This window comes from Rhodobacteraceae bacterium M382, assembly GCA_025141015.1.
Lineage (GTDB): Bacteria > Pseudomonadota > Alphaproteobacteria > Rhodobacterales > Rhodobacteraceae > Aliisedimentitalea > Aliisedimentitalea scapharcae.
Window position 1 is genome coordinate 4231109 of sequence record CP081098.1, and the last position, 23251, is coordinate 4254359.

The window sequence follows — 23251 nt, forward strand, 5'->3', positions numbered from 1 at the left end:
CCGATTGCCAAGTCAGGCCCAGACCGCTTTCCTTGACCTGCGGGGAGGAACGCACATGCGCAGATTCGGAAAATGGCTGGGGCGTATCCTGGTCTTGTTGGTTTTGGCCGCGGCCTTGGTCGGGTTCTGGAAACGCGAAGAAGTCAATCGCCTGCTCGCGGTCAACTCGCTGTTTTCACCGGAGAAGATTGTTCACAACTTCTCCAACATGGATTCCGCGTTCCTCAGTACGCCAGTGTCCCGCGGCAATGCGCCGGTCTCTCCCCTACTCCAGGGGGCCGAGATGGAATTGCCCGATGGTGTCGATCAGTGGGTAATAGACAGAAGCGTCACCTCGATGCTGGTGATGCACGGCGGCGAGGTGCGATTTGAGGCCTATTACCTCGGCACCAACCCTGATGACAGGCGCATTTCCTGGTCCATTGCCAAAAGCTATCTTTCGGCGTTGTTCGGGGTCCTGCTGGACGACGGTACCGTGGCGTCCATAACGGATCCCGTCACCAAATACGCGCCCAAACTGGTCGGGTCGGCCTATGACGGTGCCAGTATCCGCGATGTGCTGAACATGACAAGCGGCGTGACATTCGACGAAGACTACTTTGACAAGCTGTCGGATATCAATCGCATGGGATATGTCGTGGCTTTGGGCGGAACCCTGGATGATTTCACAGCCAGCTTTACCGACCGCTTTGCCGATCCAGGCAAAGTCTGGGAGTATGTGTCGATCGACACCCATGTGCTGAGCATGGTGATCCGCGGTGCCACTGGGCGCAGCATTTCCGATCTGTTGGCAGAAAAGATCATTGCCCCGCTCGGATTGGAACAAGATGGCTATTACGTCACCGATGGTGCAAGCGTCGCCTTTGTTCTGGGCGGCTTGAACTTCACCACACGGGACTATGCCCGTTTTGGGCAGATGATCCTGCAAGATGGTCAATTTAACGGGCAACAGATTGTTCCCGCCGACTGGATCAGAGCATCAACAACGGCTACCGCCCCCACAGAACCAGGCAAGCTTGGCTACGGCTATCAATGGTGGATCCCCAAGGGCGCCCACCAAGGCGAATTCATGGGCCACGGTGTGTATGGGCAGTATTTGTATGTGGACCGGGCCAATGACGTGCTGATCGTGACCACCGGTGCCGACAGGCGGTTTCGGGACACAGGAATAAGCGACAAGAACGTGGAAATGTTTCGCAAGATCGCTCAAAGCCTGTAGGCTGCCCCCATGAAACCAGATGCGTCTATCAACGTTTTGGGAGGCCCGCTGCACTCCTGCTCGACTGATCCGATCACCGGGTTCTTTCGCGACGGCCACTGCAACACATGCGAACAGGATCAGGGCAGCCACACCGTCTGTGCGGTGATGACGGCCGAATTCCTGGCATTCTCGAAATATGTCGGCAACGACCTCAGCACCCCACGGCCGGAATTTCACTTTGCCGGACTAAAGCCAGGAGACCGTTGGTGCCTGTGTGCCGCTCGTTTTCTGCAAGCGGCCGATGAGGGGTGCGGCCCTGGGGTCCATTTGGCGGGAACACACCAACGGGCGCTTGAAATTGTGCCGTTAGACGTTTTGAAGCGACACGGCACTGACGTTTGACACGCCGCGACACTGCCCCGACCGTTCCAGGCAAAAAGAGGGCGACGCATCCCCCCGGAGGCGCCGCCCTTGTACTCGTCGCGGTTGACCCGTCAGTGCAAAATCAATCCGTATCGCGGCCTTCGGTGTCGGACATGTCAAAACCCAAATGCCGTGCAACGGTAAAGATGTCCTTGTCGCCCCGCCCACACATATTCATGACGATGATGTGATCCTTTGGCAGGTTCGGTGCGATCTTCATCACATGCGCCAAGGCATGAGACGGTTCGAGCGCGGGAATGATCCCTTCCAGAGCACAGCTGACCTGAAAGGCTTCCAGCGCTTCTTTGTCGGTGATCGACACGTATTCGGCGCGGCCAATTTCGTGCAACCAGGCATGTTCCGGCCCGATACCAGGATAGTCGAGCCCAGCCGAGATCGAGAAGCCTTCCTGAATCTGACCGTCTTCATCCTGCAGCAGATAGGTGCGATTGCCGTGCAGCACGCCCGGTCGACCGCCAGTCAACGAAGCACAATGCTCCATCTTTTCGTCCACGCCTTTGCCGCCGGCTTCGACACCGATGATCCCGACAGATTTGTCATCGAGGAACGGATGGAACAGCCCCATGGCGTTCGACCCCCCGCCGATGGCCGCAATCACTGTATCCGGTAGACGTCCCTCGCCTTCCTGTTCCGCCAGCTGCCAGCGGACTTCCTTGCCGATGATCGACTGAAAATCACGAACCATCGCAGGATAAGGGTGCGGACCAGCAACAGTACCAATGCAGTAGAAGGTGTCGCGCACATTGGTCACCCAATCGCGCAGGGCGTCGTTCATAGCATCCTTGAGCGTTCCGCGGCCAGAGGTCACCGGGATGACGTCGGCCCCCAGCAGACGCATTCGGAAAACGTTGGGGGCCTGCCGCCGAACGTCATGAGCACCCATATAGACAATACATTTCAAACCGAATTTGGCACAAACCGTGGCGGTGGCCACCCCATGCTGGCCTGCTCCGGTTTCCGCGATGATACGGGTCTTGCCCATGCGACGCGCCAGAATGATCTGGCCCAACACGTTGTTGACCTTGTGCGCGCCGGTGTGGTTCAACTCGTCACGCTTCATATAGACCTTGGCACCACCCAGATGGTCGGTCAGTCGTTCCGCAAAATACAGCGGGCTCGGACGGCCGACGTAATGCTTCCAAAGATCATCCATTTCCGCCCAAAAGGTCGGATCATCCTTGGCCCGGTCGTACTCCTCTTCGAGGCTCAGGATCAGCGGCATCAGGGTCTCGCTAACGAAACGTCCCCCAAAAATGCCAAAGCGACCCCGTTCGTCGGGACCATTCATGAAGCTGTTGAAAAGATCGTCGGCCATATGTCACGCCCTCTGTTGGCTTTGCTTATGTCCTAGAGCGCAAAGCCGCCAAGGGCAAGCCAAGGCATTTCAAAATGCCTGGTAAACCGCGTCAAAGCCGCTCGCTAGCGACGTTCACGATCGCTTTCAATACCCCTGTACCCGCAGGCCCTACCGCACACGACGCATGGGACACTTATTGCAGAAAATCACAAAATGCCTTCTGTGTTCCACAGCTTGAAATCCAGGCCTATCCGCCGCACGCACGAAAACCTGTCGGCCAAACAAACGTTCCACGCCCCCACCTGACGTTGCACAATTCCACCGTGCATCGCTTTGGTCGGCCTGAAGACCTGGCGGAGCCACGTTTCCGGGGTCAAATAGTCAAACACACGTGAGATGCCCAAGCATCATCAACGCGTGGTTAAAGTCTCGTCACGCTTGAGCCGCACGCACCAAAGCCGCAATCATTTCGGGGTCTTTGACACCCGGAGCGGATTCCACCCCGGAGGAAACGTCCACTTGCCGCGCGCCAGTCATCCGCACCGCTTCGACCACATTTCCGGGGGTCAGGCCGCCGGCCAGCATCCAGGGTTTCTGCCAGTATTTCCGCCCGGCCAGCAACCGCCAGTCAAACGCGAGCCCGTTACCACCTGGCAAATCAGAGCCTTTTGGCGGTTTGGCATCGATCAACACCTGATCAGCCACCTGAGAATAGAGGTCAATTTTGTCTAGATCTTCGGCCGTAGCAACACCAATCGCCTTCATCACCGGCAAGCCAAAACGTGCCTTGACCTCGGCCACACGATCCGGGCTCTCGGAGCCGTGCAATTGCAGCATATCCAGCGGCACAGCCGCAACAATCGCATCCAGATCGTCGTCAGTGGCATTCACCGTCAAGGCAACCTTGCAGATCCCCGCGGGCACTGCCGCAGCCAATTCTGCCGCCACAGTCACCGTCAAGTGTCGGGGAGATTTGGGAAAGAACACAAAACCCACATAGGCTGCGCCAGCTTGTGCCGCAGCTGTCACGTCGGCCTGTGTGCGCAGCCCGCAAATCTTGACCCTGACATCCTGGGACATGGTGTTCAGCTTGCCTCGTCCAGAATGGCAAGCACTTCATCCTTGCCCTGGTTCTTCTGCTTTTTGAGCTTACTCACTTCGCGAGACAGCTTGCGCACTTCACGGGCCTGAGACCCGGCTTCGCGGCGATGTTTGTGTTCACGGAACCATTCCCAGATGAATCCAACAATCAACCCGACAACAATCCCGCCCAAAACAACCACGAACAACGGCAGCGTGATCCCGAGATTGAAACCCAGCAATTCCGCGACAGCATCAGGCATCAGCTTCAGCTCGACCATGGCACGATTGGCCAGCGACACCGAGATCAGAATAATTCCCAGCGTGGCGAGAAAGGCATAGCGAATATAGCGCATTTTTTCGTTCTACTTTCCGTTTAGTCGGTCCCGCAGCAGCTTGCCGGTCTTAAAGAACGGCACGTGCTTTTCCTCTACATGAACCGTTTCGCCGGTTCTTGGATTGCGACCAATGCGCGCGTCCCGTTGTTTGACCGAAAATGCGCCGAACCCACGCAATTCGACCCGATCACCCCGGGCCATTGCATCAGTCACTTCTTCGAAGACCGTATTCACGATACGTTCGACATCGCGTTGAAACAGATGCGGATTCTCGTCTGCGATCTTTTGGATCAATTCGGATCGAATCATTTTCGTGTTCCCTCCCCAGAGACCTGGCGGCATTGCGCCCATTTTCTGAACTATAGGAAGAATTTGACGATCCCGAAACAGCGAGTATGCGCTAGAACCCGCAAATTTCCCCTCTCCGGCATGTTTCTGCCGTCCAGGTCACCAACTGCGCGTCATTTCCCGCCCCCACTCACTCGAATTGGATTGGCGCAATAACCTATTGATTCGGTTCACTTCACTCCCGGCACCCGATCCACATCGCCCCGCACAACCAAAAACGGCCCCGCAAATATGCGAGGCCGCCTTTGAATTCTTGTGAGTCAGAAGACTGGATCAGTCGCCGGTTTTCAGCGCTGCACCCAGGATGTCGCCCAGCGACGCACCGGAGTCCGACGAACCGTACTGTTCCACGGCTTCTTTCTCTTCGGCGATCTCGCGTGCTTTGATCGACAGGCCCAGACGACGGGTCTTGCCGTCGACATTGGTGACGCGCACGTCGACCTTGTCGCCAACGCTGAACCGCTCAGGGCGCTGTTCGGCACGATCGCGCGACAGGTCCGAACGACGGATGAAGGATTTCATGCCTTCATACTCGACTTCGATGCCACCGTCTTCGATTGCGGTCACGTTCACGGTCACGATCGACCCACGCTTCACGCCACCAACGGCTTCGGCGAACTTGTCACCACCAACGGCTTTGATCGACAGCGAGATGCGCTCTTTGTCCACATCCACTTCGGAGACAACGGCCGAGACCATGTCGCCTTTGCGGTAGTTCTGGATCGCGTCTTCGCCACGTTCGTCCCACGACAGGTCGGACAGGTGAACCATGCCGTCGATGTCGCCGTCGAGTCCAACAAACAGACCGAATTCGGTGATGTTCTTGACTTCGCCTTCGACCTGAGTGCCCTCGGGGTGTGTTTCTGCAAACACTTCCCATGGGTTGCGCATGGTCTGCTTCAGACCCAGGGAAACGCGACGCTTGGAACCGTCGATTTCCAGAACCATAACGTCGACTTCCTGGCTGGTCGAAACGATCTTGCCGGGGTGAACGTTCTTTTTGGTCCAGGACATTTCGGACACGTGAACCAGACCTTCAACGCCGGGCTCGAGCTCAACAAATGCACCGTAATCGGTGATGTTGGTCACGCGACCTTTGTGCACCGATTCCAGCGGGTACTTGGCGCCAACCAGATCCCATGGATCTTCCTGCAGCTGCTTCATGCCCAAGGAGATACGGTGGGTCTCTTTGTTGATCTTGATGACCTGAACCTTGACGGTTTCGCCGATCGCCAGGATCTCGGATGGGTGGTTCACACGGCGCCATGCCATGTCGGTGACGTGCAACAGACCATCAACGCCGCCCAGGTCAACAAACGCACCGTATTCAGTGATGTTCTTGACCACACCATCGACGGCCTGACCTTCGGACAGGTTGCCAATGACTTCGGCGCGCTGTTCGGCGCGGCTTTCTTCCAGGATGGCACGACGCGATACAACGATGTTGCCACGGCGACGGTCCATTTTCAGGATCTGGAACGGCTGCTTCAGGCCCATCAGAGGGCCAGCGTCGCGCACGGGGCGCACATCAACCTGTGAGCCGGGCAGGAACGCAACTGCGCCACCCAGATCAACGGTGAAGCCACCTTTGACACGGCCAAAGATCGCGCCTTCGACGCGCTGGTCGTCGGCATATGCTTTTTCCAGGCGGTCCCAGGCTTCTTCACGGCGGGCCATCTCGCGCGAGATGACGGCTTCGCCGCGGGCGTTTTCAGCCGCGCGCAGGTACACTTCGACCTCATCGCCAACAGCGATTTCAGGTGCTTCACCGGGATTAGCGAATTCTTTCAGATCAACGCGGCCTTCCATTTTATAGCCGACGTCGATGATGGCCTGGCCCGCTTCAATCGCGAGAACCTTGCCTTTGACAACAGACCCCTCTTCGGGTGTGTCCATTTCGAAGCTTTCTTGCAGGAGGGCTTCGAATTCCTCCATAGTTGTATCAGCCATCTGGCGTTCATTTCCTTTTTTAGTCATTTAACTGGCCGTGCGGTTGTCTCCGCCGGTCTTGTTTGACGTCCCACATAGACAGCGGAACAGGTTGGTCAGACGACCTGATATCGTGCCGCAAAACAAAGAGGGCCGGTGGTCCGACCCTGCTCGTCTCTTTATTTTATGGCTCAAATCGCCTTGTCGACCGGGGCTCTATAGCGATTCCACCCCACATTCGCAAGGGAAAAGCCACACGCCGGGCGTCGCGGCCAGACCATGGTTGGCGAGGATAAGGAACCGGACTGTTGTGGTTCGAAAACGGGAACGAGTCAGACCATGACAGAACCGGAGGCAGTAAATTTCACGATGGCGGATCAAAGACAGTGGGCTTCATGCCGGTCTGGGGGCGTGAAAGTCTGCTCACGACGTCGGCCAGGCCCTTCAGTTGCTTGGCCTTGCCAACGATCCGCAGGAACAAGATGACCGGGCCGGAGATCCCAGAACGGATCTGGCCATCGTCGCTATTCCATCAGAAAGGGAGACACGACTACGTGCGATTTGTAATCCCGATGCGGTCAAGGCCCATACCTGCTCCGACCAAGAACACCGGGTCGCCAAATTGGGAGGCGTGGACACCAGTCGAACTGCGTGCGTGTTCACCGATACACCAACATCCTCCGAACCAGACCAGTTGTGCAAAAGCCCGCCTTTGCGAAAAACATCACCCCAGTGTGCCAAAAGTTTTAGGAAAAACTTTTGGCAATTTTCTTTTCAAGAAAATTGCACCGCAACATGTGCAAGCGGGGCGCAGATCAAATTTCCTCGCCCCGTTCCAACAAGTCTTCGATAAGCTGCCGCTGCAGATCATTGCTGTCACCGCCGCCAAATTGGACACCGCCGCCTGAATACAAGGTCCCATATGTCTTGGCCACATTCACGGCCTGCCCCAGCCCCAAGATGAGTTCATTCTTCTCCAACGGCGACAACGGGTGGATGAAGACAGCCCACAAGGTTCCATTTGCCACCGCATATCGTGCATCCAGCGCGCTATCAAAATTGGCTTGCATCATTCGCATCAATTCCTGTGCGCTGATACCGGCTGCATCGCGTATGGGAACCATGGCCCGCATCCGATCTGCCCGTGTATCGGTGACAACCAGCACACCGACATCCGCAATGGTCAAGCGAAACCCAGTTCCCTGCGGTTGCGCTTCGGGATCAAGCGCAAAAATAATCTTGCCCAATCGCTCATAGCTCATCGGTGGCTCTGGCGCTTCCTGCGCCGAGGCCGCGCCGACCAAGGCCGCCAAAATGACACTCAACAGGCTCAACAATACACGGGGCATATGTGATCTCCTCTTCACCCCGACCAGCCTAATTGACCTGTGGCATCCGCGCGATGCACAGATCGGTGAACATCAAGTGACCCATTTGGCGGTCGGGAGAAGACCGGTTGGAGCGATCAAGAGGTCGGCATCTGCTGTTCAATGGCATCCAGCGCCACACGCAGTGCACCTGGAATGTCCAACGTGCTGGTATCCAGAATCACAGCATCTTTGGCAGGCTTCAATGGAGCTTCGGCGCGGTTCATATCACGATCGTCTCGGGCACGCACATCCGCCAGAACATCTTCGAACGACGTGACCAGCCCCTTGTCGCTCAACTCCAGAAAGCGTCGGCGGGCGCGCACGTCTGCGCTGGCCGTCACGAACAATTTGACCTCGGCATTCGGGCAAATCACCGTCCCGATATCACGCCCGTCCAGAACAGCCCCCCCCGCGCGTCGCGCAAATGCGCGCTGAAAATCGACCAAGGCGGCCCGCACTTCGGGCAAAACCGCTACCTTGCTCGCCGCCTGGGCAACATCTGGGGAACGCAAAGTATCACCGACCAGGTCGTCGGCCACCAAAGCCTGCGCCGCCTCGATTGCCGCAACACCTTGCAGGGTTTTGGCCCCCACAGCACGGTACAGCAAACCTGTGTCCAGATAAGCAAACCCAAGCCTGTCGGCAATCGCCCTGGACAGGGTTCCCTTTCCAGCAGCAGCCGGACCGTCGATGGCAATCGTGAACCTCATGTTTGAGTGTCCAGATTGGCACCCAGAGCAGTCATCAACGGCGTGAAAATCGGGAAGGAAGTCGCAATCGGACTGCCATCATCTACGGTCACGGGGTTTTGCGCGGCCATCCCCAGAACCATGAAGGACATGGCAATACGGTGATCCAGATGGCTTTCGCAGATCGCGCCACCGGGAACACCTTCTGGACCCAATCCCGTGACGGCCCACCAGTCTTCCCCCTCATCAACAGTCACGCCACAGGCCCGCAGACCCACGGCCATCGCGTCAATGCGATCGGATTCCTTGACCCGCAGCTCCTTGACCCCGTCCATCATGGTCTGCCCGCTTGCATGGGCGGCAACGACGGACAAAACCGGATATTCGTCGATCATGGATGCAGCCCGCTCAGGTGGCACCACAAAACCCTTCATATTGGGCGAATAGCGGGCCCGAAGATCCGCCACTGGTTCACCCCCTTCTATGCGTTCGTTTTCATAGGTCAGGTCAGCCCCCATATCCCGCAGTGTGGTGAACAGACCGGCGCGTGTCGGGTTCAGTCCGATTCCAGGTACCAGAACATCTGAACCCGGCACGATCAGGGCTGCACATACAGGAAACGCTGCGCTGGACGGATCACGTGGCACTTCGATGACCTGAGGCTTTAATTCAGGGCGCCCGGTCAGGGTGATAACTCGACCCTCGTCAGTGTCCTCGACCGTAATTTCCGCCCCAAAGCCAGCCAGCATACGCTCGGAATGATCGCGGGTGGCTTCCTGTTCGACAACCACGGTCTTGCCCGGTGCGTTGAGGCCAGCCAATAATACCGCTGATTTCACCTGAGCCGAAGGAACCGGAACCTCATAGCGTACTGGCACGGGGTCCGCTGCGCCGACGATGGTCATCGGCAATCGACCACCGGACCGCCCGACAGATTGGGCACCGAACAGAGCCAACGGATCCGTGACCCGCGCCATAGGGCGTTTGTTCAGGCTCGCATCACCGGTAAAGGTCACCGAAATCGGACAGGTTGCCATCGCGCCCATGATCAGCCGGACCCCCGTTCCGGAATTGCCGCAATCAATGACATTGTCTGGTTCTGCAAACCCACCGACACCGACGCCATGTACCGACCAGTGGCCGTCCCCATGATTGGTGACTTTGGCGCCAAATGCCTGCATGGCCTTGGCCGTATCCAGAACGTCTTCTCCCTCCAACAACCCTGATATCCGGGTCTCACCAACCGCCATGGCCCCCAAGATGAGCGACCGATGCGAGATTGATTTGTCTCCGGGCACATCGGCAATACCGCTCAAAGGGCCGCAACTGTGCGAAGTCATCGGGGTGGGGGTGGCAGAACCGGACATGGGCATCCTTTGTCATTCGGGCGGTGTCATTCGGGTGGCACCAATTGGACGTTTGCGCTATCGGATTAGCGAATTGGCTGGCTGGGGTCCAGCGCTTACCGCCAAAATCCAGCGACTATCCCAACCGGCGGAAGGTCAAATAGTGAGGCGTGCGCCCCTCTCGCAAGGCCTTTTGTTCATAGCGCGTCGAAATCCAGTCCGGCCATGCGTCACGCCAATCTGTTGGCCGCTCGGCCAACCATTCAAACCCGGCCTTGGGCACTTCCTCCAGCGTCTGGCGGACATAGTCGGGAATATCGGTCGCTACGCGGAAAATGGCACCGGGCTTTAGGCAACGGGCCAAAGGCTCCAGATGTTCCTGGGTTACAAACCGACGGCGGTGATGGCGCTTTTTCGGCCAGGGGTCCGGGTACAACAAAAAGGCCCGCGAAATCGACTCCTCGGGCAGCACGTCCATCAGGTCGCGCGCATCCCCTGGATGAATGGCGATATTGTCACCCCCCGCTTGACGGATCTTGCCCAACAGCATTGCCACGCCGTTGATATAGGGTTCGGCCCCGATAATCCCGACATCCGGGTTTTCTGCCGCCTGATGAACCAGATGTTCGCCGCCGCCAAAACCGATTTCGAGCCAAACATCACGCCCACCAAACAAACCATCGAGATCCAGGTTTGTACGATCCGGGTTTTCGTCCCAGCCCACAGCACCAGGACTCAGATCGCTCAGATCTTCTTCCAGATAGCGTTGCTGGCTTTGCTTCAGTGTCTTGCCCTTGAACCGGCCATAAAAATTCCGCCAAGGTGCGCCAGACGTGTGCTTGCCGGTGCTGTCGGTGTCATCTGTCATGTTTTCAGGCCTTTCGGGTCGATCACGTGCTGCGCGTCCGTGTGCCGCAACCGCTCTCCGGGGTCAATCCCGCAGCACTCCGGCATTGGTCAGTTCCAACCGGCTGGGGTACCAGAAATCCGAATTCCGAATACCTTTGGTCCGGATCGCAAATTCGGGATCAACGCCGCGTTCGATCATATAGGTCAGATCCTCGAACACTTCGGTCTGCGTATCTGCATAGACCCACGCGGCAAAATCAAACGGAGTTTCCCACCCCTCACTCTCGCGCCATTCGCCATAATATTCCGCGATTGCCGCAGGCGGCCAGGCCGTCTGATGAAAGCCGATCTTGGAGCCGAGCATCATCTGCCGTTTCGCTCCGCCCAAAAAAATCGTGACACAGGAACTGAAACATTCTCCGGAAACAATGGTGTCCAACCCGAAATCAATGACGATCCGTGCCATTTCCATCGCAGCGTAGACACTGCCTCCTTCACTGTTGAGTTCGAGCACCGATATGTCAGGGTTGGCCCGCAGCAAGGTCAGGAGAGTATCAATGTCTTCATTGGCGACTTCATCATTGTCGCCCACAACGGCCAGATCCGAATTGTAGATCAGCGTATGTCCAGCCACCATGAACTTGCCGTTATTGAAATCCCTAGCCTGGGTATCCAGCGACCCGGCCAATGTCCCAACGAGCAAAGCAAAAAATGTCAAAAACAGATGCATCAGGGTTTCCAAGTCAGCTGTGGCGATTACATCTAACCCTGCGCCGGCGCGACTGTCCAACCTTCCACACCCAGAAGCAAAAAAGACGGGCCCAAGCCCGTCTTTTCCTGTACAATTCGAAATGGATCAGATGGATTTTTTTAGCGCATCCACCAGATCAGTCCGCTCCCAGCTGAAACCACCGTCGGCTTCGGGCTCACGTCCAAAATGGCCGTAGGCTGCGGTGCGCGCATAGATCGGGCGGTTCATGCCCAGCTTTTCACGAATCCCGCGCGGGGTCAGATCCATGACCTGATCAATGGCTTTTTCGATATCGGCCGGTGCGACATCACCGGTGCCATGCGTGTCAGCATAGATCGACAACGGTTTGGACACACCAATCGCATAGCTCAGCTGGATAGTGCAGCGTTCCGCCATACCCGCGGCAACCACGTTCTTGGCCAGGTAACGCGCAGCATAAGCCGCCGAACGGTCCACCTTGGTCGGGTCTTTGCCTGAAAACGCACCGCCGCCATGCGGGGCGGCACCACCATAGGTATCGACGATGATCTTGCGGCCGGTCAGGCCAGCGTCGCCATCAGGCCCGCCAATCACGAATTTACCAGTCGGGTTCACGTGCCATGCAGTGCCGTCAGTCAACCAGCCTTCCGGCAGAACTTCGTGGATATAGGGTTCAACGATCGCGCGAATGTCGCTGCTGGTCAGCGACGCATCCAGATGCTGTGTCGACAAAACCACCGAACTGACACCAACCGGCTTGCCATCTTCGTAGATCACCGACAACTGCGATTTTGCATCCGGCCCCAATGCGGGCTCGGTTCCATTTTTGCGCACTTCGGCCAGACGACGCAGGATCGCGTGGCTGTACTGGATCGGTGCAGGCATCAATGCCGGAGTTTCGGTTGTGGCATACCCGAACATGATACCTTGGTCGCCTGCGCCCTCATCCTTGTCGCCCGAGGCATCGACGCCCTGAGCGATATGGGCGGATTGTTCGTGCAACAGGTTGGTCACTTCCACAGTCTCGTGGTGGAACTTGTCCTGCTCGTACCCGATGTCCTTGATGCAGGCGCGGGTAATACCTTCGATCTTGTCCATGTATTCGTGCAGCTTGTCCTGATCGGACAGACCTACTTCGCCGCCGATCACAACACGGTTGGTGGTGGCAAAGGTTTCGCACGCGACACGGGCTTCGGGCTCTTCCGCAAGAAATGCGTCCAGTACTGCGTCGGAAATTCGGTCACACACTTTGTCGGGATGCCCCTCGGAAACCGATTCCGAGGTGAATGTATAGTTCTTACGGGCCATGAAACGCTCCATTTGGGTTAACCCCATCACGCCAGGAAGCCGTTGTGACAGGTGATCTAGGGGAATTAGGGGGCCAACCTCTTTCGGTCAATCCCCAATAGTGTCCCGACGACTGTGTGCAGATCGGGAATGCAGCAATTGCAAGCCACCGAGACAGAAGAGCAACACACCCAACACCGGCCAATCCCCCGATCTGGAATACAAAGTCGCCTGAACGGGCTTGGGCACTCGGGCATCCACAAATCCCGCCTGCCCCAACGCCAGAGACGCAACAATGCGCCCAGCTGGATCAATCACAGCGGAGACCCCTGTGTTGGCCGCGCGGATCATCGGCACGCCCTGTTCGATCGCCCGCATTCGGGCCTGTACGAGATGCTGATAGGGGCCCGAATAAGTCCCAAACCACGCGTCATTGGTGATCTGCACCAACAAGTCGGGACGCTGGGAACCCGATTGAATTTCTTCGGGAAACACGGCCTCGTAGCAAATCAATGGGCGCACGACCCCAAACCCGGTCAGGGTCACGATCGGCTCGTCCGTTCCAGGGGAAAATCCGCTGCCCATCTGCGTTGCAAAGCCAAAGATGCCAACACGCGCGAGCAGATCACCAAATGGGACGTACTCTCCAAAAGGCACAAGATGACGTTTGTCATAGCGCGCAATCAGATTTCCCTGTGGGTCAATCACAGCAAGGCTGTTAAAGTATTTTTCACCGTCAGAGCGTTGTTGTCCCAGAATAACCTGTGCCCCACCCGCCTGAAGCGCAATCCTGTCAAACACAGATCCTGAATGTTCCATCATCACCGGAACCGCCGTCTCCGGCCAGACAATCAGATCAGGCTGCCCCAACTCTCCCTCGGCAGCGGTAAACCCCATCTGGCGCGAGAAAAAGAGATCCCGATACGCAGGGTCCCATTTTTGGTCCTGCGGGGCGTTGGGCTGCACCAAGCGCACGACTTTTTCACCGGTGGCAAATGCAGAAGGTTCCGGCAAGGCCAGGGCCAATGCCACACCCAGCATCGCCGGGAGCAGCGCCACGGCGCGCCCCAACAACCGCACCCCGGGCCGCGCTGCCAGACCGACGGACAATCCGGCAAAGACAGTCAGCACAGCCAACCCCTGAGGGCCAATCCATTGCAAAACTTGTGCGGCCGGAGTGTCGATCCAGAACTGGCCGAATGCCGCCCAGGGCAACCCGGTCAGCACATAGGCCCGGGCGAACTCGGCCAGAGACATCCAAACCGTCAAGGCCAGCACCGCACCCCATCCTTGTCCACCGGTTCGTGCAGCCAAACCAAAGGCAACCGCCCAGAACAGCGACAGACCCCCAGCCAGAAAAACCAGTGCAAAAGGAGCCATCCAGGCATGCCGGTCGGGGTCCACCTGAAACGGTTCGACGATCCAGGACAGCCCCGCACCAAAATATCCGACCCCGAATATCCAGCCGATCCAGGCCGCTCGTCGCATGGTTTCCGCCCGGGTAAACAGAACGAATACACCGCCCAACGCCATCGGCACAGTCAAAACAACATGCAAAGGTGCCAGTGCCTGAGCCAGCAAGACACCCAGCCCAAATGCCAGGACCAGACGTCCACGCCAGCGCCAATGCGCCGGGTTGATCATCCGGCGGCGTCCGGCAACAGCACCCGCAGGCGTTTGATCCGGCGTGGGTCGGCGTCAATCACCTCGAATTCTGGACCTTCCGGATGCGGGATGACCTCTCCCCGTGCGGGAACCCGGCCTGACAACATGAACACCAGCCCCCCCAGCGTTTCGATCTCTTCTTCGTCCACATCATCATGGTTGGTCAAAGAGAGGCCAATCTCGGCTTCGAACTCCGGCAACGGCGTTTTGGCGAGCGCAGTGTAACACCCAGGCTTTTCCATAACCCAAGTCTGATCTTCGTCAGTATCGTGTTCATCGGCGATTTCCCCGACAACCTGTTCGATCAGATCTTCGATCGTCACAACACCATCGACGCCACCATATTCGTCGATGACCAAGGCCATGTGACGCCGTTCCGTCTGCATTTTCGTGAGCAAAACCCCGATCGGCATTGACGGTGGCACGAACAGCAATTGCCGCAACATGCCTGCCAAATCGAATTCCTCGGCGTCACAGTTGAATCCATGCGACAGGGCCAGATCCTTGAGGTGCACGAATCCCAAAGGAGTATCCAATGTGCCCTCGTACACAGGAATTCGGGTAAAGCCGCTGTCGCGGAAAACCTGAACCAGGTCGTCCTTGGCGATCGTATTTGGCACCGCGACGATCTCGGCAGTCGGAATGGCAACATCCTCGATCCGCATGCGTCGCAGGTTGATCATCCCATGCGGTTGGGATGCGGGTCGGTCATGACCGTTCACAACGGCTTCTTCCGGTTCATCGGTCGGGGTCAGCGCCTCGAAAATTCGCCCGAAAAACCCACTGCGTTCTGCGGTCGTGTCACCGCTGTTGTCCTGATGCGCGCGTTGCGCTGCATTAGAACTGCCGTCTATGTCGCCCATTTATCCTATCCAGATAGCGTCTCAAAATTCGGACCGCGTTGGCCCGTCTCTCTCTTTATATGGGTCATCAATACCCATAATGCCAAGTATAGCGACCTCAATTCCTTCCATCAAAGTGGCATCCGGGTCACGGATGTGATCATACCCCAGCAAATGCAACAGACCATGAATGACCAAATGGGTCACATGATCGGCCACCGGCCTGCCCGCTTCCAACGCTTCTCGGGCGCATGTATCCCAGGAAATCGCAATGTCGCCCAACGCAATGTCGCCCGTAAAATCCGGCTTGGGCCGCGTCGGGAGACCACCGGGGTCCTTGGCCGAAAGATCGTCGGCGGGCCAGCTCAGCACATTCGTCGGGCTGGGCTTTGCGCGAAACTCTGCATTCAGTTCGGCGATCCGTGCATCATCGCAGGCGAGAACAGAGATTTCACAACACTCTGGGTCGATCTCAAATTTCTCGAGAACCGCACCCACCGCGCGGGTTGCCAATGGTTCAAAATCAATGTCTTGCCAACGGTCGTCTTCGATCGAAAATTCCAGCATCAAAAGACCCTTGTCAGACCAGGTATCACCACCGCTGCCGACCTGGCGCGTCCCAGAAAAGCAACAGGCGATGGCCCCTAAACAGTTGACCGGAAGAACAGGCGTTCAACCCGGTTTGGTGTCGGCCTCATAAGCTTCGATGATCGCAGCCACAAGAGGGTGTCGCACCACATCGCGCGACGTGAAGTAGTTGAAGCTGACCTTGGGGATCGACGTGAGCAACCGCTCTGCATCAGCCAGCCCCGACGGAACCCCTCGAGGCAGGTCGATCTGGGTGCGGTCGCCAGTGATCACCATCCGCGATCCTTCGCCCAATCGGGTCAGAAACATCTTCATCTGCATCGACGTGGCGTTCTGTGCCTCGTCCAGCACTACAAAGGCATTGGCTAATGTCCGGCCCCGCATAAAGGCCAGCGGCGCGATCTCGATCCGTTTTTCTTCGATCAACTTGGCCAGCTGCTTGCCTGGAAGGAAATCGTTCAACGCATCATAGAGCGGCTGCATGTAAGGATCGACCTTGTCCTTCATATCGCCAGGGAGATAGCCCAGTTTCTCACCCGCTTCGACCGCAGGTCGGGACAAAATGATGCGATCCACATGGCCGGTGATGAACATCGACACACCGACGGCGACCGCCAAATAGGTTTTGCCCGTGCCGGCGGGACCAATGCCAAAAGCCAGCTCATGTTCAAACAGGGATTGCACATAGGCTTTTTGTGCGTCTGTGCGCGGTTCGACCAATTTCTTGCGCGTCTTGATTTCCACAGCGCCGCCACGAAACATTTCAAGCTGGTCGCCCGGTGCCGGATCCGCCTGTGCACCCATGCGCAACTCCCGATCAATGTCGGCGTGTTCAACCGCCCGTCCGGTTTCAAGTCTATCATACAACGCTTGCAGGACTTCTGCGGCCTGTGTCCGCGCCTCTTCGACGCCCATGATCGACAACTGATTACCGCGGCGCACGATCTGCACGCCCAGTTTCTGTTCGATATCTGCAAGGTTGCGATCATATTCACCGCAAAGGTCGATCAACAATCGGTTGTCTGGAAATTCAAGCAGCACCTCGTGCGAGGTGGATTGATCAAGCGGTTCGGTCAGGGCACCCAGAGCCATCAGATCTCCTGTGTTGGCGTTCTGGGTTCAGTGTGCAGAAGCTGACGGTCCGGCGCAAGCAAAGCGTGAAAGATTTCATGATTTTGAGACAAAAACGGCCACCCGAACTGGGTGGCCGCCTGAATTTCAAACTGATCTGACGTCAAAGAATGTCAGGGATGGTAGAGCCCGATTTGAACGGGCCGGTTGCGACGCCGGATGGCGCAGCCCCAGAACAAATCGGTTTGCCATCTGGGCCCAAGCGCGCCGACAGATACCCTTCAAGCCCATCATCGATGATCCAGTGGTCACACCCCTGTGGATCAACCCAGATCCCCGCCTTGAGCTGGGACAGATCCTTGGCATCAATGCCACGGTCACGGGTTTTGTCTTCGATCGTACAGGCCGACATTCCACCTGCAACGGCCAGGAGAGCGATGTATTTAACGAGTTTCATGATCGTTCTCCCTTAACGGACACAGATAATTTCAACGCGGCGATTCTGGGCCATGTTGGCTGCTGAATTGTTTGGCGCGCGTGGATTGCGTTCGCCATAGCCCCGAACATCCAGGATCCGGGCACCGACGCTGCGACCGACACGAGCCACAGAATCCGCACGCCGTTCACTGAGACGCATGTTATAGGCATCGGACGCACGACTATCCGTATGTCCAGTAATGATAAACCCGGAAGCGGATGCGCTTTGGAAGAACTCCCGCAGGCGCTGTTGACCAGCGGAATTGATGGTGTGCCGATCGGTGGCAAAGAACTGATCTGACGGCATCACACCGCAGACATTGCCACGGCGACAGACCGGGATGCCCTGACGGTTGACGTGCGGGGTCATATACCCTTCGGCACCATCATCCATCACCCAATGCTCACACCCGTCCGGGTCCACCCAGATGGTCGGAACATACCGTTCGCCAATCACGGTCTTGGTTGTTGTTGTTGTTGTTGTTTGCGCCTGTGCAGGACTGAACACGGCACTGGCAGCCATTGCTACTACAGCCAGGGCGGGCAGCAGGCTTTTCAAATTGAATTTAATCACCACAGATATCCTTCACCTTTCCCCAGAATTGACGCCAGAGCCCCAAAACTTCAGGTACTCTTACTAACCATTTTTACTAAGCTTAGGAAAATACGTGTGAATTGTGAAGCAAATTCCACCATATATTGTGTCGCCAAGCAACACACTCACCGTCAAAGACCGGAATTGTTAACGCGCTGGCTTCAATCCCGTTTTCCTGGGGGTCAAACGAGGATTCGCACCAGGCCCAAGCTGCGAATCCTGACCTGGGTCAGCCGATCAATTCACCGGCAAGCGAGTTGGGCCCTGACGATGCGATCCGGACCTGAACCAAATCACCCACCGACGCGTCCGGTGCCTGAACATGCACCGCGTGCAAATAGTCGGATTTGCCAACCATCTGCCCCTCAAAGCGGCCCGGCTTTTCAAAGAGCACCCCGACTTCGCGCCCGACCATGCTGTCCTGAATTTCACGCTGATGACGGGTCAACAATGCCTGCAACCGCTGCAAGCGATCGTCCGCCTCGGCTGCAGGTACCTGGGCCCGTTCGGCTGCCGGAGTTCCCGGGCGGGTCGAATATTTGAATGAATAGGCCGTTCCATATCTGACCTCTTCAATCAGATCCAATGTTGCCTGAAAATCTTCTTCGGTTTCTTCGGGGAAACCCACAATAAAATCGCCTGAAATCAAGATGTCGGGCCGCGCGGCGCGGATCCGTTCGATCAGGCGCAGATAGCTTTCTGCCGTGTGGCTGCGGTTCATCCGCTTGAGAATCTTGTCAGATCCGGCCTGAACAGGCAGGTGCAGATAGGGCATCAACTTGGTACAGGTGGCATGCGCTTCGATCAGATCGTCCTGCATGTCATTGGGGTGGCTGGTGGTGAACCGGATGCGTTCCAATCCATCAACCTTGTCCAACTCCCAGATCAACTGCGCCAGCGTCATATCACCGTTTGGCCCGGCACCATGATAGGCATTCACATTCTGCCCCAGCAGCGTGATCTCACGCACACCGCGTTCGACAAGATCCCGTGCCTCGCGCAAGATCCGGTCCGCCGGGCGGCTGACTTCGGCCCCACGGGTGTACGGCACCACGCAGAAGGCGCAGAACTTGTCACATCCTTCCTGCACCGTCAGGAATGCGGTTGGACCACGTTTCGCCTTGGGACGGCTTTTCAGTTTCTCGAATTTGTCCTCTTCGGGAAACTCCGTATCCAGCGCCTTTTTACCCTCACGGGTTTTGGCCTCCATTTCTGGCAGGCGGTGATAGCTTTGCGGCCCCACGACCAGATCAACCAACGGCTGGCGCCGCATGATCTCTTCGCCTTCAGCCTGCGCAACGCATCCGGCCACCCCGATCTTCAGATCAGGCTTTGCTGCCTTCAGCCCCTTGAACCGCCCCAATTCGGAATAAACCTTTTCGGCGGCCTTTTCCCGGATGTGACAGGTGTTCAGAAGGATCATGTCCGCATCATCGGCCGATTTCGTCTCGACATAGCCCTGACCGCCCAGCGCTTCGGCCATGCGTTCACTGTCATAGACGTTCATCTGACAGCCATAGGTCTTGATAAAAAGCTTCTTGGGCGCGGACATTGGGACGACCTTCGACAAAGGAGTGGATCAGCAGCCCCACATAAGGGGAAATACTGCCGCTTGCAATGCACGTGCGATTAACCGATTTTGGTCAAAAATGCCAACATCAAGCACGGGCAGAGGCGCACATGGACCATTCTTCACTGGACGCATTCCTCAGACATGGGGCCGACATCCTGGTCAAGGGCCCGATTGCCATGATCTTTGTCGAAGACGATATCGAAATTGCGACAACCCTGCGCCACCATATGCAAAGCGGCTTTGACACTATTTTGGTTTTTATTCCGGATGCGTTCGATCTGCCCGCTGATGTTGCGGCCAAAGTGCATCGTATTCCCTTTGACTGCGGCCCGCGCACGGCCGTGTTTGATGCCATTAACAGGCTGATTGCCCGGTCAAAACCCGGGACCTGGCTGTATTACTGCTATAACGCAGAGTTCCTGTTCTACCCGTTCTGCGAAACCCGAAGCGTTGCGGAAATGCTGGCTTTTCACACCGAAGAGCGACGCAATGCGATGCTGACCTATGTCATCGACCTTTACGCCAATGACCTCTCATCACACCCCAATGCGGTCTCGCTGGACAAGGCCAGCCTGGACAAATCCGGGTATTATGCCCAATCCCGCAAGGACCCGGTCACCAACCATCCACGAGAGCGACAATTGGATTTCTTTGGCGGATTGCGCTGGCGGTACGAAGAACACATTCCCAAAAACAGCCGCAAGATCGATAGAATTTCGTTCTTTCAGGCGAAACCAGGGTTGATCCTCAATCCTGACCACACCTTTAACGACCAAGAGTACAATACCTACGCCTGTCCGTGGCACCACAACCTGACCGCGGCCATCTGTTCGTTCCGCACCGCCAAGGCGCTCAAACGCAATCCAGGCTCTGCCTTCGACATCAATACATTTCGCAGCTACAACTCGACAGCGTTTGAATGGCATTCGCGCCAACTGCTGGACCTTGGGCTTATGGAACCGGGCCAGTGGTTCTAGGCACCGCTCCCTAGGTTGGCCCTGCCCTGTGGCCCAAAAGACCACAGGGAATTCGGTTGCGGAACCAGGGACACAGCCCCCGGTCCACACGTACTATTTCCCCACCAAAGAACACGCACCGCGCGTCCCTGGCAATGACCGTCGATCAGCGTTCCAACAGAAAGGGAAACCAATCCTGACGCAATATCTGCCCCGGGATCATGTCATGTCCCGGATAGGGCGGAGACGTCCGGCCCGGGCGTTCGATATACCGCGCATCGTCGCCAACAAGACGCAACGAAAACGCACGCCGTCGCTGATCGCTGGTGTTGCCGCGGGCACCATGCAGAATCTTGTAGTTAAAGGCCACAGCGTCCCCGGGCTGCATCTCGTACTCGAGAACGGTCATATCTTCGGCGTCTGGATCCGGGATCGGCATGTATTGACCTTCGTCGGCAAAGAACCCTTCTTCGGACACCCAACGGGTTGGCAACACTTCCTTTTCCCAGCGATGTGACCCGGCGACACAGCGCAGGGTCGCTTCCTTTACCGGATCCAGCGGCGACCAGAAGCTGACAGTCTGCTGACCTTCGACAAAATAATACGGTCCGTCCTGGTGCCAGGGAGTCGGCATAGACGTGCCGGGCTCTTTGACCAATACATGATCATGGAACATCTGAACGCGTTTGGACTGCATCAGATCGGCCGCAACATCCGCCACAGGAGAGTCCAGGATCGCCTGCTTCAGCGCCGGGATCCGCTCCCAATTGCAATAGTCATCAAAGAACAGCCCCGTCTGACCATCCTTTTTGTTGTTCGAGGCAAAGGGCCCCGGGTTTGCCATGTTCTCGGCTACACCCTGGCGCAGCAGATCGACCTGATCTGCAAACAATCCTCGGATCAGCACAACCCCATCGCGCTGAAACTGTTCGACGTCAGCTTTGGAAATCAGTGAATGGACCATTTGTTTTGCCTTTGCTGAAAAGATGCATGTTTTACAATCTTTATCCGACTGCCTTTGTGCCTTTCAAATCATATCTCGCAAAGGTAGTCTTAATCTCATGTTATACCTAACCCTGCGCCACTATGAATATGTCACCGCCGTCGCCCATCATGGCAGCCTGTCGGCCGCGGCGCAGGCCGTACATGTCAGTCAACCGGCGCTGTCCAACGCATTGACCAAAGTCGAGGAACATCTGGGATATCCCTTGTTTCTGCGCCGACGCGGCGCAGCGTTGATCCTGACCCCTCAGGGGCGCAGCTTTGCCGCCCGTGCCCAGGCTGTTCTGGATCAGGCAGCACAATTGGAGAATGCAGCGACGGCACCCCCGGGACTTCAGCGGCTGGCGGTGGGATGTTTTGCCGATCTGGCACCGTTTCTATTGGCTCCAGCCCTGCAAATCCTGCGCCTCGCTTTGCCGGATGTTTCGATCAGCTACCGGGCAGATCCGTTTGACTCCATGATCACGGCCTTGCTCAAAGGCGATATCGATCTGGCCATCACCTATGATCTGGGGCTGGATGCCGGATTTCACCGGATCGAACTGGACAGAGTCGCTCCGCATGCCCTGATGTCTCCGTTGCACCCTCTGGCCGCGCAAGGCAGCGTTACCCTGCACGAACTGAGCCTCCACCCATTGGTGCTCTCACAGGAAGGCCTGTCGATCCAACACATGCTCGGCTTGTTCAAAACCCACGACCTATTGCCCAAAGTAGCACATCGGGCATCATCGCTGGAATTGTTGCGCAGCCTGGCCGCAAATAACGAAGGTGTCGGCATCAGCTATAGCCAGCCGCCTGGAGTGATCAGCTATGATGGCAAACCGCTGGTCACCATCCCAATCAGCAATCCATCGGCCCAAGAGCCAATTGTCCTAGTCAGCCACATCCAAACCCGGCTTGGCGAAACGGTCAACACCGCACAAACGGCTCTCGCAGCACAGCTGAGCCATCAGCACACGGCATCACAGCCGATACAATCATGAATGTCAGCGGTTGATTTTGCGCAATCGGATTACAACGTCGACTGACGCGATTTCGACACCCTCAGGCGCGTCCGGAACCCTTTGGATTACCAGTTGATCCGACGGGGCGTCGGTCAAACGGCCCTCATCTTCCCAGAAGAAATGCGGATGGTCGTGGGTGTTGGTGTCAAAGTAGCTTTTGGAGCCGTCCACCGTGATTTCCTGCAGCACCCCAGCATCGCAAAAGGCCCGCAGCGTATTATAGACCGTCGCCAACGACACCGCCGCTCCGGTATCTTTGGCAGCGTCAAACAGACTTTCTGCAGTGACATGACGGTGTTTGCCGTCCCCGACCAACAATTCGGCCAACGCCACCCGCTGCCGGGTCGGACGCAACCCGGCTGTAACCAGCCAATCGGTTACAATTTCCAAACTGTTCGGCGTCATGGACGGACCTGCTTTGATGCTATTGATCGTATATATAGGGCCAGTGCGAGTTGGAATTCAAATGAATTTCATTCGCAACAGTGACGATTTACCTTGAAACGGGGCGCTTTCGCACACTTGCGGGACCCTTTGGCCCAATGCTAGAGGGGTCAGGATACTCGTGCG

Annotated in this window: 24 protein-coding genes and 1 riboswitch; of the genes, 4 read left to right on the forward strand and 20 right to left on the reverse strand. The window is 56.9% G+C overall.

Annotated elements, in window-relative coordinates; genetic code table 11:
• Positions 1–55 precede the first annotated feature (55 nt).
• Positions 56–1219 (forward strand): beta-lactamase family protein, encoded by a 1164-nt coding sequence (locus K3727_19595; protein ID UWQ90920.1) that lies wholly within the window; start codon positions 56–58, stop codon positions 1217–1219.
• A gap of 9 nt (positions 1220–1228) precedes the next feature.
• Positions 1229–1603, forward strand: coding sequence for a DUF2237 domain-containing protein (locus tag K3727_19600; GenBank protein ID UWQ90921.1), 375 nt, complete (start codon positions 1229–1231; stop codon positions 1601–1603).
• Positions 1604–1706: 103 nt separating this feature from the next.
• Here the strand turns inward: K3727_19600 and trpB are convergent, their stop codons facing one another.
• The 18 genes from trpB to miaB form a co-directional block, all read right to left on the reverse strand.
• Positions 1707–2960 carry a tryptophan synthase subunit beta gene (gene trpB, locus K3727_19605; protein ID UWQ90922.1) on the reverse strand — a complete coding sequence of 418 codons (1254 nt, stop codon included), beginning with the start codon at positions 2958–2960 and terminating at the stop codon, positions 1707–1709.
• A gap of 414 nt (positions 2961–3374) precedes the next feature.
• Positions 3375–4022, reverse strand: a complete 648-nt coding sequence (locus tag K3727_19610) for a phosphoribosylanthranilate isomerase (protein UWQ90923.1) — start codon at positions 4020–4022, stop codon at positions 3375–3377.
• Positions 4023–4027: 5 nt separating this feature from the next.
• Positions 4028–4378: a lipopolysaccharide assembly protein LapA domain-containing protein gene (locus K3727_19615; GenBank protein UWQ90924.1), complete on the reverse strand. Its 351-nt coding sequence runs from the start codon at positions 4376–4378 to the stop codon at positions 4028–4030.
• A gap of 9 nt (positions 4379–4387) precedes the next feature.
• Entirely contained in the window at positions 4388–4669 is a 282-nt protein-coding gene (ihfB, locus tag K3727_19620) for an integration host factor subunit beta (GenBank protein UWQ90925.1), read from the reverse strand.
• A gap of 312 nt (positions 4670–4981) precedes the next feature.
• A complete protein-coding gene (rpsA, locus tag K3727_19625) occupies positions 4982–6658 on the reverse strand; it encodes a 30S ribosomal protein S1 (protein UWQ90926.1) in 1677 nt (558 codons plus the stop codon).
• A 794-nt stretch (positions 6659–7452) separates the two neighbouring features.
• Positions 7453–7986, reverse strand: a complete 534-nt coding sequence (locus K3727_19630) for a hypothetical protein (protein UWQ90927.1) — start codon at positions 7984–7986, stop codon at positions 7453–7455.
• A 116-nt stretch (positions 7987–8102) separates the two neighbouring features.
• The gene (locus K3727_19635; protein ID UWQ90928.1) at positions 8103–8717 is read right to left on the reverse strand and encodes a cytidylate kinase; all 615 of its coding nucleotides are present in this window, start codon (positions 8715–8717) and stop codon (positions 8103–8105) included.
• Positions 8714–10063, reverse strand: coding sequence for a 3-phosphoshikimate 1-carboxyvinyltransferase (aroA, locus tag K3727_19640; GenBank protein ID UWQ90929.1), 1350 nt, complete (start codon positions 10061–10063; stop codon positions 8714–8716). Before aroA ends, K3727_19635 begins: the two co-directional genes overlap by 4 nt.
• Before the next feature lie 115 nt (positions 10064–10178).
• Complete coding sequence (locus K3727_19645) at positions 10179–10910, reverse strand: tRNA (guanine(46)-N(7))-methyltransferase TrmB (protein UWQ90930.1); 732 nt, start codon at positions 10908–10910, stop codon at positions 10179–10181.
• A 63-nt stretch (positions 10911–10973) separates the two neighbouring features.
• Positions 10974–11621, reverse strand: a complete 648-nt coding sequence (locus K3727_19650) for an ATP-dependent Clp protease proteolytic subunit (GenBank protein UWQ90931.1) — start codon at positions 11619–11621, stop codon at positions 10974–10976.
• Between the two features lie 126 nt (positions 11622–11747).
• Positions 11748–12929, reverse strand: coding sequence for a methionine adenosyltransferase (metK, locus tag K3727_19655; GenBank protein ID UWQ90932.1), 1182 nt, complete (start codon positions 12927–12929; stop codon positions 11748–11750).
• Positions 12930–12933: 4 nt separating this feature from the next.
• Positions 12934–12983, reverse strand: a riboswitch (SAM riboswitch).
• Between the two features lie 33 nt (positions 12984–13016).
• Entirely contained in the window at positions 13017–14552 is a 1536-nt protein-coding gene (lnt, locus tag K3727_19660; protein UWQ90933.1) for an apolipoprotein N-acyltransferase, read from the reverse strand.
• Positions 14549–15436 (reverse strand): hemolysin family protein, encoded by an 888-nt coding sequence (locus K3727_19665; GenBank protein UWQ90934.1) that lies wholly within the window; start codon positions 15434–15436, stop codon positions 14549–14551. Before K3727_19665 ends, lnt begins: the two co-directional genes overlap by 4 nt.
• A 21-nt stretch (positions 15437–15457) precedes the next feature.
• Positions 15458–15985, reverse strand: coding sequence for an rRNA maturation RNase YbeY (ybeY, locus tag K3727_19670; GenBank protein UWQ90935.1), 528 nt, complete (start codon positions 15983–15985; stop codon positions 15458–15460).
• A gap of 102 nt (positions 15986–16087) precedes the next feature.
• Positions 16088–17095 (reverse strand): PhoH family protein, encoded by a 1008-nt coding sequence (locus K3727_19675; GenBank protein ID UWQ90936.1) that lies wholly within the window; start codon positions 17093–17095, stop codon positions 16088–16090.
• Between the two features lie 142 nt (positions 17096–17237).
• Positions 17238–17531 (reverse strand): hypothetical protein, encoded by a 294-nt coding sequence (locus K3727_19680; protein UWQ90937.1) that lies wholly within the window; start codon positions 17529–17531, stop codon positions 17238–17240.
• Between the two features lie 12 nt (positions 17532–17543).
• Positions 17544–18074 (reverse strand): OmpA family protein, encoded by a 531-nt coding sequence (locus K3727_19685; protein ID UWQ93467.1) that lies wholly within the window; start codon positions 18072–18074, stop codon positions 17544–17546.
• A 301-nt stretch (positions 18075–18375) separates the two neighbouring features.
• A complete protein-coding gene (gene miaB, locus K3727_19690; GenBank protein UWQ90938.1) occupies positions 18376–19698 on the reverse strand; it encodes a tRNA (N6-isopentenyl adenosine(37)-C2)-methylthiotransferase MiaB in 1323 nt (440 codons plus the stop codon).
• 128 nt (positions 19699–19826) lie between these two features.
• Between miaB and K3727_19695 the strand changes: the two genes are divergently transcribed.
• Positions 19827–20696: a glycosyltransferase family 2 protein gene (locus K3727_19695; protein UWQ90939.1), complete on the forward strand. Its 870-nt coding sequence runs from the start codon at positions 19827–19829 to the stop codon at positions 20694–20696.
• 145 nt (positions 20697–20841) lie between these two features.
• Here the strand turns inward: K3727_19695 and K3727_19700 are convergent, their stop codons facing one another.
• The gene (locus K3727_19700; protein UWQ90940.1) at positions 20842–21639 is read right to left on the reverse strand and encodes a phytanoyl-CoA dioxygenase family protein; all 798 of its coding nucleotides are present in this window, start codon (positions 21637–21639) and stop codon (positions 20842–20844) included.
• 97 nt (positions 21640–21736) lie between these two features.
• Here K3727_19700 and K3727_19705 point away from each other — a divergent pair, with 97 nt between their 5' ends.
• A complete protein-coding gene (locus K3727_19705) occupies positions 21737–22660 on the forward strand; it encodes a LysR family transcriptional regulator (GenBank protein UWQ90941.1) in 924 nt (307 codons plus the stop codon).
• Positions 22661–22663: 3 nt separating this feature from the next.
• Here the strand turns inward: K3727_19705 and K3727_19710 are convergent, their stop codons facing one another.
• Positions 22664–23086: a transcriptional repressor gene (locus tag K3727_19710; protein UWQ90942.1), complete on the reverse strand. Its 423-nt coding sequence runs from the start codon at positions 23084–23086 to the stop codon at positions 22664–22666.
• Between the last annotated feature and the right edge of the window lie 165 nt (positions 23087–23251).

What these genes read in the sequence shown, in the direction of transcription:
- K3727_19595 (UWQ90920.1), top strand. Translation starts at nt 56, where the DNA reads ATGCGCAGATTCGGAAAATGGCTGGGGCGTATCCTGGTCTTGTTGGTT.
- K3727_19600 (UWQ90921.1), top strand. Translation starts at nt 1,229, where the DNA reads ATGAAACCAGATGCGTCTATCAACGTTTTGGGAGGCCCGCTGCACTCC.
- trpB (UWQ90922.1), bottom strand. Translation starts at nt 2,960, where the DNA reads ATGGCCGACGATCTTTTCAACAGCTTCATGAATGGTCCCGACGAACGG.
- K3727_19610 (UWQ90923.1), bottom strand. Translation starts at nt 4,022, where the DNA reads ATGTCCCAGGATGTCAGGGTCAAGATTTGCGGGCTGCGCACACAGGCC.
- K3727_19615 (UWQ90924.1), bottom strand. Translation starts at nt 4,378, where the DNA reads ATGCGCTATATTCGCTATGCCTTTCTCGCCACGCTGGGAATTATTCTG.
- ihfB (UWQ90925.1), bottom strand. Translation starts at nt 4,669, where the DNA reads ATGATTCGATCCGAATTGATCCAAAAGATCGCAGACGAGAATCCGCAT.
- rpsA (UWQ90926.1), bottom strand. Translation starts at nt 6,658, where the DNA reads ATGGCTGATACAACTATGGAGGAATTCGAAGCCCTCCTGCAAGAAAGC.
- K3727_19630 (UWQ90927.1), bottom strand. Translation starts at nt 7,986, where the DNA reads ATGCCCCGTGTATTGTTGAGCCTGTTGAGTGTCATTTTGGCGGCCTTG.
- K3727_19635 (UWQ90928.1), bottom strand. Translation starts at nt 8,717, where the DNA reads ATGAGGTTCACGATTGCCATCGACGGTCCGGCTGCTGCTGGAAAGGGA.
- aroA (UWQ90929.1), bottom strand. Translation starts at nt 10,063, where the DNA reads ATGTCCGGTTCTGCCACCCCCACCCCGATGACTTCGCACAGTTGCGGC.
- K3727_19645 (UWQ90930.1), bottom strand. Translation starts at nt 10,910, where the DNA reads ATGACAGATGACACCGACAGCACCGGCAAGCACACGTCTGGCGCACCT.
- K3727_19650 (UWQ90931.1), bottom strand. Translation starts at nt 11,621, where the DNA reads ATGCATCTGTTTTTGACATTTTTTGCTTTGCTCGTTGGGACATTGGCC.
- metK (UWQ90932.1), bottom strand. Translation starts at nt 12,929, where the DNA reads ATGGCCCGTAAGAACTATACATTCACCTCGGAATCGGTTTCCGAGGGG.
- lnt (UWQ90933.1), bottom strand. Translation starts at nt 14,552, where the DNA reads ATGATCAACCCGGCGCATTGGCGCTGGCGTGGACGTCTGGTCCTGGCA.
- K3727_19665 (UWQ90934.1), bottom strand. Translation starts at nt 15,436, where the DNA reads ATGGGCGACATAGACGGCAGTTCTAATGCAGCGCAACGCGCGCATCAG.
- K3727_19675 (UWQ90936.1), bottom strand. Translation starts at nt 17,095, where the DNA reads ATGGCTCTGGGTGCCCTGACCGAACCGCTTGATCAATCCACCTCGCAC.
- K3727_19680 (UWQ90937.1), bottom strand. Translation starts at nt 17,531, where the DNA reads ATGAAACTCGTTAAATACATCGCTCTCCTGGCCGTTGCAGGTGGAATG.
- K3727_19685 (UWQ93467.1), bottom strand. Translation starts at nt 18,074, where the DNA reads ATGGCTGCCAGTGCCGTGTTCAGTCCTGCACAGGCGCAAACAACAACA.
- miaB (UWQ90938.1), bottom strand. Translation starts at nt 19,698, where the DNA reads ATGTCCGCGCCCAAGAAGCTTTTTATCAAGACCTATGGCTGTCAGATG.
- K3727_19695 (UWQ90939.1), top strand. Translation starts at nt 19,827, where the DNA reads ATGGACCATTCTTCACTGGACGCATTCCTCAGACATGGGGCCGACATC.
- K3727_19700 (UWQ90940.1), bottom strand. Translation starts at nt 21,639, where the DNA reads ATGGTCCATTCACTGATTTCCAAAGCTGACGTCGAACAGTTTCAGCGC.
- K3727_19705 (UWQ90941.1), top strand. Translation starts at nt 21,737, where the DNA reads ATGTTATACCTAACCCTGCGCCACTATGAATATGTCACCGCCGTCGCC.
- K3727_19710 (UWQ90942.1), bottom strand. Translation starts at nt 23,086, where the DNA reads ATGACGCCGAACAGTTTGGAAATTGTAACCGATTGGCTGGTTACAGCC.